Source organism: Desulfallas sp. Bu1-1 (assembly GCF_015594625.1).
GTDB lineage: Bacteria > Bacillota > Desulfotomaculia > Desulfotomaculales > Desulfallaceae > JADNRQ01.
The window spans coordinates 1-12,411 of record NZ_JADNRQ010000015.1; the positions used below are offsets into that span (position 1 = coordinate 1).

Sequence of the window (12,411 nt, forward strand, 5' to 3'; positions counted from 1 at the left end):
GCAACAACCGCTGCAACAACCAAAGAAGGCAAGGATTTTGCTCCCAAAATCCTTGCCTTTTCCACAAACAACATTTCCGACCCGGGCATCGACCTGGCGGGCAGCGCGCACATGCATTACCCGCCAAGCGTGATGGTGACCAGCATGCCCTGTACCAGCGGAATCAAGCCCGGGTGGATCTTGCGCGCGGTGGAAAAAGGTTTTGATGGTGTGTTTATCGCCGCCGACGGCGAGGAGTGCGCCTATCTTCCCGACTGTTCGGAAAGGGCGTCCAGGATCGTCAAAGAAGCCCAGGCGCTGCTCCAGGAGGCCGGATATGAACCGGAAAGGTTGAAGATGGCGGCTATTTGTTCGGTTTGCGCCGAACCGTTTACCAACCAGATCAAGGATTTTTACCAGACCTTGAAAAAACTCGGACCTGCCAGGAAGGGATAAAGATATGAATTATGACGTTCTCGTTGTAGGCAGCGGCATTGGGGGGATGGAATCGGCCCTCAAGCTCGGGGACATGGGATACAAGGTGCTGGTGGTGGAGAAAGAGCCCAGCGTCGGCGGCAAGATGATCCTGCTGAGCAAGGTGTTCCCCACGCTGGACTGTGCCAGCTGTATTTCCACCCCCAAGATGGCGGCCACCACCCATCACCCCAATATCGATGTGATGATTTATTCCGAGGTGGAGCGGATCAAGCGGGGCCGGGACGGCAGATTCCAGGTCAGGGTGCGCAAAAAGCCCACTTTTGTCAACCAGGCGCTTTGCACGGGCTGCCGGCAGTGCGAGATGACCTGCAACGTCGCCGTTCCCGACCAGTATAACGCGGACATGGTGGCCAGGCGGGCGGCTTACATCGCCTTTCCCCAGGCCGTTCCCAAAAAGGCCGTCATTGAACGGGAAGGCACGTCGCCCTGCTCGTTCGCCTGCCCGGCGGGCATCAAAGCCCACGGGTACGTGGCGCTGGTAAGGGCCGGAAAGTACCAGGAGGCATTTAATCTGATTTTGGAAACCACCCCCGTGATCGGCAGCCTGGGAAGGGCCTGTTACGCTCCCTGCGAGGGGGAGTGCACCAGGGGCGACCTTGAAGGGCCCCTGCCCATCCGGAAATTGAAGCGGTTTGTCGCGGACACTTATTACAGGGAACATGCGGAACCGGAACATAAACCCGCCGGGGAAGTCAAGGATAAAAAGGTGGCCGTCGTGGGTTCCGGCCCGGCGGGCCTTACCGCCGCCATGCACCTGGCCCGCCGGGGCTACCGGGTTAAAATTTTCGAGGCGGAATCCCGGCCCGGGGGCATGCTGAGGCTGGCCATTCCTTCTTACAGGTTGCCCAAGGATGTAGTGGACCGGGACATCAAAAATGTAACCGCGCTGGGAGTGGAAATCGAGACGGGCGTGCGGGTGGAAGACCCCGCCGGGCTGAAAGAGCAGGGCTTCGACGCGGTTTTCGTGGCCACCGGCACCCCCGGGACGAGGAAGCTGCGGGTGGAAGGGGAAGACCTGGACGGCGTGATGACATCGCTGGACTTCCTGCGGCGGGTCAACCTGGGGGAGAAGATTTCCCTGGAGGGGAAAACCGTTGTCGTCGCCGGCGGGGGTAACGTAGCCGTAGATTCGGCCAGGGTTGCCGTGCGGCTTGGCGCCAGGCGGGTAATCGTGCAGTACAGGAGAAGCCGGGCCGAAATGCCCGCCCATGACTGGGAAATCAAAGGGGCCGAAAAGGAAGGCGTCGAGTTCCAGTATCTCAGCGCCCCGCAAAAGTTCATTGGTGAGAACGGCAAGCTGACCGGAATTGAGTGCATCAAAATGGAACTGGGCCCGCCGGACGCCGGCGGCAGGAGAAAACCCGTGGCGGTTAAGGGTTCGGAATACAGATTACCGGCCGATTTCGTGATCACCGCCGTGGGGCTGGCCCCGGCTACGGAACAGCTGGCGGGCAGGCTGGAATTGAATCAAAACGGCACCATCAGTGTCAATCCCGAAACCCTGCAAACTTCGGTGCCCTTCGTGTTTGCCGGCGGTGACGTGGTGACCGGTCCTTCCATGATCGTCAACGCAGTTGCTCAGGGCAGGAGAGCGGCCTTTTTTATCGACCGCTACCTCAGGGGGGAAGAACTGGAGGGAACCGGTTATGATTACAGGATGCCCGCGGTCGACAAGCAAAAGGTCACCGGCAGGCAGCGGAGTTACCGGACCCTTGCCCCCGTGCCCGGCAGGGAAGTTACCGGGGTGCGGGCCGGCGATTTCACCGAGATTGAACTGCCCCTGACCGTTGAAGAAGCGCGGTACAGCGCCGGCAGGTGCCTGGACTGCGGGGTATGCTCGGAATGCCGCCAGTGCGTCGCCGCCTGTCCGGCCGGCGCCATCGACATGACCATGCGGGCGGAGGAAGTGGATGTTGAAGCCAGCTCGGTTATCGTTTCCACGGGATTCAAGCTTTTCGACGCCAATCTGAAACCCCAATACGGGTACGGCAAATATAAAAATGTCATCACCGGCATGCAGATGGATCGGCTGCTGGCGCCCACCAGGCCGTATAACACGGTGCTGAGGCCCCATGACGGCAAGGTGCCAGATAACATCGCCTTTATCCTGTGCACGGGCTCCCGGGACTGCACGGTGGATAACCCGCTGTGCTCCAGGGTGTGCTGCATGTACTCGGTAAAGCAGAACCAGCTGATCATGGGCGCGCTGCCCCTGGCGGACGTGACGGTTTATTACATCGACATCAGGGCTTTCAGCAAGGGCTACGAGGAATTTTACCAGCAGGCCAGCGCCATGGGGGCCAACTTTATCAAGGGCAGGGTCGCCAGGATCGAGGAAAAGGAAGACGGAAACCTGGTGCTGCATTACGAAGATATCGACAACGGCGGCAAGTTGAGCCGGGCGGAGCACGACCTGGTTGTCCTGTCTGTTGGCCTGCTGCCGAACACCGGGGTGTTCAACCTGTTCGACGGAGACAAGCTGGAAGCCGATGAGTTCCTCTATGTCAAAGAGGTCAACGAGGACGTCAACCCGGGTCAAACCAGCATTGACGGGGTTTTCGTGGCGGGAACGGCGTCCGGCGCCAAGGACATTCCCGATTCGATTCTGCACGCCGGGGCGGCCGCGGCCCAGGCGGCAGCATATGTGGAAAGGATAAGGATGAGCAAATGAGTGATCAAAAAAGGATTGGTGTGTATATTTGTCACTGCGGTGGGAACATCTCGGATTACGTCGATGTGGAAGGGGTGCTGCGGGCCGTCCAGGACGAGCCGGGCGTGGTTGTGGCCAAAACGGCGATGTTCACCTGTTCCGACGCCACCCAGCAGGAGATGGTCCGGGACATCCGGGAACAGAATCTGACAGGGCTGGTGGTGGCGTCCTGCTCGCCCAAACTGCACCTGTTCACCTTCCGGGAAGTGGCCAGGCGGGCGGGCCTGAATCCTTACCAGTACACGCAGGTCAATATCAGGGAACAGTGTTCCTGGGCCCATACCGGCGACAGGGCGGGGGCGACGGAAAAAGCCATCAGGCTGGTCAGGGGCGGCATCGCCCGGACCAATTTCACCGAACCCCTGGAGCCAATTACAATTGACACCGTGCCCAAAGTGCTGGTGGTGGGCGCGGGGATAGCTGGGCTGCGGGCGGCCACCGGCCTGGCGGATCTGGGCTTGTCCGTGCTCCTGGTGGAAAAATCCGCGTCCGCCGGGGGGAAGGTGGCGGGCCTCGGCAAGATGTACCCCCATGAAAAAACGGGCCGGGAGATTATCGCCCGGCTGGTTGACGAGGTTAAAAGAAGGGAAAACATCACCCTGTTTACCAATGCCGAGCTTGTTGAAAAGAGCGGCAGCATCGGCAACTTCAGGGTCAAGATCAGGCTCGGCGGCAAGCAGCGGGAAGAGATCGAAGAGAACGCCGGCTGCATCATTGTGGCCACGGGCTTTGACACTTACCGGCCCCGGGAGGGGGAGTACGGCTACGGCATCGACGGAGTACTCACCCTCGCGGAATACAAGGAGCTTTTGGACCGCTGTGGCGGCGGGCTGGTGCGCAATGGCAAACCGGTCAAGGATATCGTGTATATTTACTGTGTCGGCAGCCGGCAGCAGGCCGGGGAAAAACCCAACCGCTATTGTTCCCGCTACTGCTGCAACGCTGCGGTGCACGCGTCCATCCAGTCCTCGGAAGCCAGCCCCGGCATCCACCAGTTTCACCTGTTCCGGGATATGCGGACCTACGGCAAGTTCGAGACGCTGTACGGCCGGGCCAGGGATCAAGGCGCCGTGTTTGTCAGGTACAGCGAAAGCGAGCCCCCGGCGGTGGAAAAGGGCGCGGATGGAAAACTGAAGGTTACCGTCAAGGATTTGTTGACCTTCGGCGAGCAAATCGAAATACCGGCCGACGTGGTGGTGCTGGTGACCGGCATGGTGCCGGCGCGGAACGAGGCGCTGGTGGATGTATTGAAGCTTCCCGTCGGCAGGGACGGGTTCTTCAACGAGATCCACCCCAAGCTGCGACCGGTGGAAACCGTGGTGGACGGAGTGTTTATCTGCGGCGCCTGCCAGGGCCCCAAAAACTCGGCGGAGAGCGTGGCTTCCGCCCTGGCGGCGGTCACCCAGAGCGCCAGTATTCTCAAGAAGGGTTATGTCGAGCTGGAGCCGCTGATCGCTTCGGTGGACCCCGGGTTGTGCGAGCTGTGTGATGTTTGCGCCGGGGCCTGCCCCTACTCGGCCATCGAGCGGGATCATTACCAGGGCAAAGAGGTGGCCAGAGTCAATGAGGCGGTGTGCAAGGGTTGCGGTGGTTGCGCCCCGGTGTGCCCCCGGAACGCCATTAATCTTAAAGGTTATACGGACGCGCAAATGGAGTCGATGATCGATGCCATGTTAAAGGAGATCGGCTGAGATGAAGGAAGAAGTAAGGGATATCAGGGAAATAATCAGGGAAGAAATGCTGATGCGGGATAAAATTCTCGCCGTCCTGCGGGACGGTCCCAAAACGGTTCCGGAAATTGCGCAGGCCCTGGGCTGTCCTTCCCATGAAGTGATGTACTGGGTGATGGGGATGCGCAAATACGGTCACGTGGCCGAAACGGAAGAGGAAGACGGTTACTACAAGTACAGGGCTGTGGCGGGGGAGGGGAAATAATGGCGCTGGTCAACCCCGGTTTTGTCGATGCGGTTAAACAATCCGAAGCCTTCAACGCCTCGGCTTGCATGAATTGCGGCGTCTGCAGCGCGGTTTGCCCCATGGGCATCGAGCTTCTCCCCAGGAAGCTGTTCAGGTACGTGCTGCTGGGTTTGGAGGAAAAAGTACTGGAAAACACCGAAACCATTTACTCCTGCCTGTTGTGCAAAATGTGCGAGGCCAACTGCCCGGCCCGGGTGCACATAGCGGAAAACGTGAGATTCTTGAGATCCTACATCAATAAAAAAGTTTTTAAACTTTAAGGAGAGTAGAGCCATGCCGTTGCCAACCGGCGATACCATCGGGATTTTAGCGGATAACCTGAGAATGAGGAATTCGGTGCTGCCCATTTCCGCCAAAAGCGCGACGAGCTGGGCCAGGGGCCTGCATCTCCCCCGGGGCGCCAAAACCGTCCTGTACACGGGGATGATGTACCAGCTCATTCCTTATATTGCCGCTATGAGCAAAGCCCAGGCGGGCATTGAGGATTCGTTCCTGGCCAACTTCGTCAAGCTGGGCAGGCAGGTCAACAAGGTGATCAACATTTCCGCCTTCATGGCCATGCCGCCCAAAAGCATGCGGGAAACTTACAACCGGCTTCTGGTCAATATCGCCCTGCTGTTGCAGCGGGCGGGGGTTCAGTTTGGTTATTTATATGAGGATGAACTGTACTCCGGAGCGCTGGTTTACGACCTGGGCGCGGATGACGTGCTCAAGGCCCACGCCCGCAAAGTGTACGGCACTTTCCAAAAATACGGGGTCAAAAACGTGATCACCGTTGACCCCCACACCACCAACATGTTGCGGTCGGTCTACCCCACCTTGCTAGACGGCTATGATTTAAATGTCAAAAGCTACCTGGAAGTGCTGGTTGAACGAAACATCGAGCCCAAAAACCGGCTGGACCGGGAAGTGGTGATTCACGATTCCTGTGTCTACGCCAGGTATGAGAACGTGCTTAACGAACAGAGGACCCTGTTGAAAAATGCCGGCGTCACCGTGAAGGAACCCGCGTATTCGGGAAAATTCACCCTGTGCTGCGGAGGCCCCGCCGAGTCCCTGTATCCCAAAAAGGCCAGGGCGCGGGCCGAAGCAAGGGTGAAGCAGCTAAAAGAGGTGGCCCGGAATTGTGTCACCATGTGCCCCATTTGCTACGTCAACCTGCAAAAGGCGGCGGGCGGCGAAATTGAACTTGCGGACATCTCCAGCTACCTGGTGCAGGCTTATTGCTAAATAAAAGCCCGTCATTGCCCCAAAGCAACAAAATCATTGAGTGTTTTACCACAAGTGCGGGGAGGAATGGTGATGGATACCACCAAGAAAACAATCATCGTCTTCAGTGGCGACCTGGATAAAGTAATGGCGGCCTTTATCATTGCCAACGGCGCCGCCGCCATGGGGGACGAAGTGACCATGTTCTTCACCTTCTGGGGCCTGAACGCGCTGCGGAAACCCGAAAAAGTCAGCGTGAAGAAAAGTTTCCTGCAGTGGCTGTTCGGCAAAATGATGCCCCGGGGCGCCGGCAAGCTCGGCATATCCAAGATGAACTTCGGCGGGATGGGCGCAAAAATGATGAAAATGGTAATGAAGCAGCAAAACGTGACCACTCTGCCGGAACTGATGCAAACCGCGAAAGAGCAGGGAATTAAAATGATTGCCTGCACCATGTCCATGGACGTGATGGGCATCAGGGAGGAGGAGCTTATCGACGGCCTGGAATTCGCCGGGGTGGCCACCTACCTGGCCGAAGCCGACGAGGCGAACGTCAACCTGTTTATCTAGTTGCCCCTGAAAAACTCTAATTAACACGAAGCCCCAACGCGGACTTTTTCAGGGGAAACTATCTAGTTACCCCCGGTGCCGGGTGTTGCGTCGTTGTTGCGATTTGCCAAGTTGAGGTTCATATTCCGCAAATGCATGCTTTATGATTCTGAACGGCACCGTGTTAACGGCGCGCAATTTAAAAATATTGTTTTTTGCGGGGAAACCCGGGGTTTCAATATCCCGGGTTTTTTCGCGCGCTCTGATCATGAAGTGAAAAAATTTTTACATTCCTAAAATTTTTTTCATTTTTAAGAAGGAAACGTCTGAAATTTGTAGAATATCTTATTGAAAAAAGTTTCAGTGATCTGAAAATATTTTCATTCTTATCTTAAGGAGGCGATCGCTATAGACGTCAGGCAGCTGGTGCGTGTGGCCCGTTTGTATTACGAGTTCGGCTGCAAACAGGATGAAATAGCCGAGAGGGAAGGCATTTCCAGGTCTAAAGTGAGCCGCCTCCTTGACAGGGCAATCAAGGAAGGCATTGTTAAGATCGAAATCGTGTATCCCCTGCAACCGGTGCATGAATTGGCGGAAAGCTTGCGCGAATACTTCGGGTTGAAAAAAGTGGTGGTCATCCCGGTTATCGTCGATCACCCGGACGCGGTGCGGGACGACCTGGGGCGGGCGGTGAACAGCTTCCTGGGTGAGATTGTGGAGGACGGGGATATTATTGGTGTTTCCTGGGGCACCACCTTGCCCTTCGTGGTCAAGCACCTGGATCAATATCACGTTAAAAATGTGACAGTTGTTCAATTAAACGGCGGGGTAACTAAAAATTACCTTTCAACCCAATCCGGGAGCATTGTCGAAGGTTTTGTCAAGTCATTTAACGCCGTTCCTTACATGTTGCCCGCACCGACCATCGTCGACAGCACGGAACTGGCCCAAGCGATCTCCGCCGATTCCAATGTCAGGCAGACCCTGGAACTGGCCCGGCGGGCGCGCATTGCCGTCTTTGGCATCGGGCGGGCCTCATACGATTCCATACTGGTGCAGGCCGGTTACTTCAAGCACGGGGAATATGAGGAGTTGTTGCGCAAGGGCGCCGTGGGGGACATCTGCTCCCGCTTTTTCCGCCTGGACGGGAACATTGCCGACCCGGAGTTGAACCAGCGGACGGTGGGGATCACTCTGGAGGATTTGGCCCGGAAAGAATACGCCATTGCCGTGGCCAATGGCGTGGAAAAGGCGGAAGCCATCACCGGCGCTCTCAGGGGAAGGTATATCAACACGCTGTTCATCGATGAAGCGGCGGCCCAAAGGTGCCTGGAGCTTTTGGAATAGTCTGATCAAAATTTAGTGATGGGAGATGCTGCATATGAAAGCGCTTAAATTGTATGAACCCGGTGACCTCAGGGTTGAAGACGTGGAAGTACCCGCGCTTGCTTCCGGAAATGTACTGGTCAAAGTCAGGGCGGTGGGGGTTTGCGGCTCGGATATACCGAGGGTGAATTTCTTCGGAGCTTACCGGCCAAAACTTACCATCGGGCACGAATTCAGCGGTGAAATTGTGGAAGTCAACGAGGCCGGTGACTGGCAAATCGGGGACCGGGTGGTGGTTCCCCCCCTGTTGCCATGCGGAAAATGTTGGTGGTGCAAAACAGGTCATTACTCCTTATGTGAAAGCTACGATTACTTCGGCTCCCGGCGTGACGGGGCCATGGCGGAGTACGTGGACGTGCCCGTAGCCAATCTTCTGGCCCTGCCGGACAATGTTTCCTTTGAAGCGGGCGCCATGACGGATCCGGCTGCCAACGCCATCCATGCCATTTGGAAGGGCGGCCTGAACGTGGGGGAAATCGTTGCGGTTTACGGCTGCGGTCCCATCGGGTTGTTTGCCGTGCAATTTGCCAGGGAACTGGGGGCGGACCTGGTTATCGCCATTGATATCAAGGACGAGAAGCTGGCGATTGCCAGGGAGGTCGGTGCCGATGAAACAATTAACGGGTTGACCAGCCCGCCGGTGGAAAAAATCAACGAAATCACCAAGGGCAAGGGAGCGACATTGGTGCTGGAAACGGCCGGATCCCCCGTTGCGCAAAACCAGGCTGTTTGCTCCGCAGCCAAGCTGGGCCGGGTGGTATTTGTGGGCATTTCCCACAACCGGCTGGAGCTCTCCAAGGAAGCCGTAAATAACATTCTGCGGCGCGAACTGGTGGTCAAGGGTTCCTGGAATTCCTTCTCCGATCCCTTCCCCGGCCGGGAATGGACTTATAGCCTGGAACTAATGTCCAGGGGAAAACTAAAAACAACGCCGTTGGTGAGCCATCGCCTGGGACTGGATGACGGTCCCGCCATTTTCAAAAAATTTCTGGACAAGGATTTCTACTATAGTAAAGTGCTGTTTCTTCCCTGAAAATGGGGGTATTGATGATGACCATGCATGAGACCGAAACGCTGTTGCTGGGAGCGGATTTCGGCACCCAGGGAGTGCGGGTGGCCGTATTCGACCGCTACGGCGGTTTACTGGAAATGTCCTTTGCAGCGTACCCCACGTTTTATCCCCGGCCCGGCTGGGCGGAGCAAGACCCCCGGAACTGGTGGGATGCCTTTAAACAGGCGCTGGCGGAATGCCTGAAAGGGGTAAAAAGCCCGGAGAAAATAAAAGGCATGACCATTTGCTCAACTTCTTCCACGGTCCTGGCCGTGGATGACGGCGGTAACCCGCTGATGCGAGCGATTCTCTGGATGGACAACCGGGCTGTTGCGGAAGCCGGGATCATCAATAACACCGGTCACCCGCGCCTCAAGTATTCCGGCGGGGCGGACTCGGTGGAGTGGATGATTCCCAAAACTTTGTGGATCAAAAACAATCTCAAGGATATTTACCACGCGGCCCGGCTGATTGTTGAAAAGCAGGACTGGATCAACTACCGCCTGACCGGGCGCTGGGTATCCTCCCGCTGCACCGCCACCTGCAAATGGAACTACGCCGACATAGACGGCGGCTGGTCGGATGATTTCATGCGGGAAATCGGTTTGGCGGATTACCGGGATAAATTGCCGGTGCAGGTTGTTCCCGTGGGCCGCCCGGTGGGAGAAATCAGGCGGGAAGCCGCCTGGGAACTTGGCCTTCCCGCGGGCATCACCGTGTTTCAGGGGGGTATTGACGCGCACATCGGCTTGCTGGGCCTGGGCGCGGTGGAACCCGGCCAAATGGGTGTTATCATGGGTACCAGTTTTGTGCACCTGACCCTGTCTTCCGGTCCCATTTTTCGCCCCGGGCTTTGGGGGCCGTATCCCAACGCGCTGGTGGATGGTCTGTGGTTGCTGGAGGGCGGCCAGGTTTCCTGCGGTTCGTTGACCAGGTGGTTTAAAGATCATCTCGCTCCGGACTTGAAATACAGTCATCCCGGGGATGAACCATACCGGGTGCTGGCGGGCGAGGCGGCCCGGGTGCCTCCGGGGTCCGAGGGGCTGGTGGTGCTCGATACCTGGCAGGGCAACCGCACTCCCTACCGGGACCCGCTGGCCACGGGCTGTATGTGGGGATTGACGCTAAGCCACACCAGGGCGCACCTGTACCGGGCCATCCTGGAATCAGTGGCTTACGGCACGCGGAATATTCTGGAATCTTTTGCCGCCGCCAATCTGGAAATCAATGAAATCATCGCCTGCGGCGGAGTGTTGAATAACCAGCTATGGTTGCAAATCATCGCCGATGTAACGGGAGTGCCCATCCGCAAGGCGGGCTTCGGGGAAGCGGGCGTCCTTGGTTGTGCCGTGTGTGCGGCCGCCGGGTTGGGGTTATACCCCGGTTTGACCGCCGCGGCGCAATCCATGGTGGAATACGGGGAAACCGTGTACCCCGCGCCGGACCATACCCGGGTATACTCGTTTTATTTCGAGCAATACAAGAAAACTTACGAGCTTCTGGCGCCGCAAATGCACCTGTTGCACACGTTCCGGAGAAACGGGGGTGAAGGTGTTGGGCGAAAATAAATACATTCTGGAAATGCGTGGTATTTCCAAATCTTTTCCCGGTGTTCAGGCCTTGCAAAAAGTTGACTTTGCCGTCGCTCCCGGGGAGGTGCACTGCCTGATCGGCGCCAACGGAGCCGGCAAGTCCACCTTGATGAAAATTTTAGCCGGGGTATATCCCAAGGATGAGGGCGAGATATTTTTTGACGGGCAACGGGTGAACATCACCGACCCCATCAGCAGTAGCCGGCTGGGTATAGCCGTTATTTACCAGGAACTTTCCCTGTCCGGTAATCTATCTGCGGCGGAAAACATCTACCTGGGCAAATACCCCAGAAAATACCGGTACCTGGTTGACTGGGCCGCACTATATAACAGGGCGCAGTCCCTGATCGACAGCCTGGGCATCAAAATTGACGTTAAAAGGCCCGTGGCCGAGCTGAGCATGGGGCACAGGCAGATTGTCGAGCTGGCCAAGGCCCTGGCGTCCAATGCCAGGCTGGTGGTTATGGACGAGCCCTCCGCCACCCTTTCGGGGGAGGAGTTCGAGACCCTGGTCAGGGTGATCCGGGAACTAAAAGGCAAAGGGATTACCGTCATTTATATTTCCCATCGCCTGGAAGAACTTTTTCGCGTGGGTGACCGGGTTACGGTGCTGCGCGACGGGCGGTTTATCGCCACCAAGAATTTACGGGAGATTAGCCAGGATCAACTGGTGGAATTGATCATCGGACACGCTCTGTCCAAAGACCGGCAAGAAAGGCAGGCGACGTCCACTGGCCCGGAGTTGATCAGGCTCAAGGATATTTGCACGGACAAGCTGAAATCAGTCAGCCTGTCGTTATCCAGAGGTGAAATACTGGGCCTGTACGGGCTGGTGGGTTCCGGGCGGACAGAACTGTTGCGGGTGATTTACGGAGTGGATCAACCTCAAGCCGGGGAAATGTTTGCCGGCGGCAACAGGGTCGTTTTCAAGTCACCGCAGGACGCCTTGAAAAACAGCATCGCCATGGTGCCCGAAAACCGGAAAACCCAGGGCCTGGTGATTAACCTGCCCATCTGGGAAAACGCCGTTATTCCCTCATTTAACAAATTTTCCCGGCTGGGTGTGTTAAATTACCGTTCCATGCTCGGGGAAGTAAAGGAACAGGTAAGCAAATTGAATATCGTCACCCCTTCGCTGGGAACCAGGGTCCGGAATTTAAGCGGCGGGAACCAGCAAAAAGTTGTAATAGCCAAGTGGTTAATTAAAAATTCAAAAATTTTACTATTTGACGAGCCCACCCAGGGTATCGATATCGGGGCCAAGGAGGAAATTTACCGGATTATAAAAGAACTGGCCGGTAAGGGTTACGGAGTGATTGTCGCCTCCTCGGAATTGGCCGAGCTGGAGCAGTTGTGCAATCGCATTGTGGTAATGTTCAACGGCGCTATTGCCGGCCAGTTTCAGCAGGGGGATTACCGGAAAGAAAACATACTGCGCTGTGCGGTAGCAGGGAGGTAGG

At 56.9% G+C, this 12,411-nt stretch carries 11 protein-coding genes; all 11 read left to right on the top strand.

From position 1 onward, the window contains the following. The coding region (locus IT084_RS12710; protein WP_243276958.1) for a hydrogenase iron-sulfur subunit at positions 1-435 on the top strand (435 nt) is incomplete at its 5' end. A 4-nt stretch (positions 436-439) separates the two neighbouring features. Next, positions 440-3,148 (top strand): FAD-dependent oxidoreductase, encoded by a 2,709-nt coding sequence (locus tag IT084_RS12715; protein ID WP_195713277.1) that lies wholly within the window; start codon positions 440-442, stop codon positions 3,146-3,148. Beyond that, complete coding sequence (locus IT084_RS12720; protein WP_195713278.1) at positions 3,145-4,878, top strand: CoB--CoM heterodisulfide reductase iron-sulfur subunit A family protein; 1,734 nt, start codon at positions 3,145-3,147, stop codon at positions 4,876-4,878. Before IT084_RS12715 ends, IT084_RS12720 begins: the two co-directional genes overlap by 4 nt. Before the next feature lies 1 nt (position 4,879). After that, positions 4,880-5,122 carry a MarR family transcriptional regulator gene (locus IT084_RS12725; RefSeq protein WP_195713279.1) on the top strand — a complete coding sequence of 81 codons (243 nt, stop codon included), beginning with the start codon at positions 4,880-4,882 and terminating at the stop codon, positions 5,120-5,122. Continuing rightward, complete coding sequence (locus tag IT084_RS12730; protein ID WP_195713280.1) at positions 5,122-5,424, top strand: 4Fe-4S dicluster domain-containing protein; 303 nt, start codon at positions 5,122-5,124, stop codon at positions 5,422-5,424. The genes IT084_RS12725 and IT084_RS12730 overlap by 1 nt, the downstream gene beginning before the upstream one ends. A gap of 13 nt (positions 5,425-5,437) precedes the next feature. Then, a complete protein-coding gene (locus IT084_RS12735; RefSeq protein ID WP_195713281.1) occupies positions 5,438-6,394 on the top strand; it encodes a (Fe-S)-binding protein in 957 nt (318 codons plus the stop codon). 72 nt (positions 6,395-6,466) lie between these two features. Then, positions 6,467-6,943 (top strand): DsrE/DsrF/DrsH-like family protein, encoded by a 477-nt coding sequence (locus IT084_RS12740; RefSeq protein ID WP_207744578.1) that lies wholly within the window; start codon positions 6,467-6,469, stop codon positions 6,941-6,943. Positions 6,944-7,354: 411 nt separating this feature from the next. After that, on the top strand, positions 7,355-8,269 hold the full coding sequence (locus IT084_RS12745) for a sugar-binding transcriptional regulator (RefSeq protein ID WP_313885476.1): 915 nt from the start codon (positions 7,355-7,357) through the stop codon (positions 8,267-8,269). 34 nt (positions 8,270-8,303) lie between these two features. Beyond that, entirely contained in the window at positions 8,304-9,341 is a 1,038-nt protein-coding gene (locus IT084_RS12750; protein WP_243276959.1) for a galactitol-1-phosphate 5-dehydrogenase, read from the top strand. A gap of 14 nt (positions 9,342-9,355) precedes the next feature. Further along, the gene (locus tag IT084_RS12755; RefSeq protein WP_195713284.1) at positions 9,356-10,927 is read left to right on the top strand and encodes a ribulokinase; all 1,572 of its coding nucleotides are present in this window, start codon (positions 9,356-9,358) and stop codon (positions 10,925-10,927) included. Beyond that, positions 10,914-12,410, top strand: coding sequence for a sugar ABC transporter ATP-binding protein (locus IT084_RS12760; RefSeq protein ID WP_195713285.1), 1,497 nt, complete (start codon positions 10,914-10,916; stop codon positions 12,408-12,410). Before IT084_RS12755 ends, IT084_RS12760 begins: the two co-directional genes overlap by 14 nt. Position 12,411: the final 1 nt, after the last annotated feature.

Bases quoted from the DNA above. Each gene is read 5' to 3' on its own strand.
- IT084_RS12750 (WP_243276959.1), top strand. From the start codon at position 8,304: ATGAAAGCGCTTAAATTGTATGAACCCGGTGACCTCAGGGTTGAAGAC.
- IT084_RS12735 (WP_195713281.1), top strand. From the start codon at position 5,438: ATGCCGTTGCCAACCGGCGATACCATCGGGATTTTAGCGGATAACCTG.
- IT084_RS12725 (WP_195713279.1), top strand. From the start codon at position 4,880: ATGAAGGAAGAAGTAAGGGATATCAGGGAAATAATCAGGGAAGAAATG.
- IT084_RS12715 (WP_195713277.1), top strand. From the start codon at position 440: ATGAATTATGACGTTCTCGTTGTAGGCAGCGGCATTGGGGGGATGGAA.
- IT084_RS12720 (WP_195713278.1), top strand. From the start codon at position 3,145: ATGAGTGATCAAAAAAGGATTGGTGTGTATATTTGTCACTGCGGTGGG.
- IT084_RS12730 (WP_195713280.1), top strand. From the start codon at position 5,122: ATGGCGCTGGTCAACCCCGGTTTTGTCGATGCGGTTAAACAATCCGAA.
- IT084_RS12755 (WP_195713284.1), top strand. From the start codon at position 9,356: ATGATGACCATGCATGAGACCGAAACGCTGTTGCTGGGAGCGGATTTC.
- IT084_RS12740 (WP_207744578.1), top strand. From the start codon at position 6,467: ATGGATACCACCAAGAAAACAATCATCGTCTTCAGTGGCGACCTGGAT.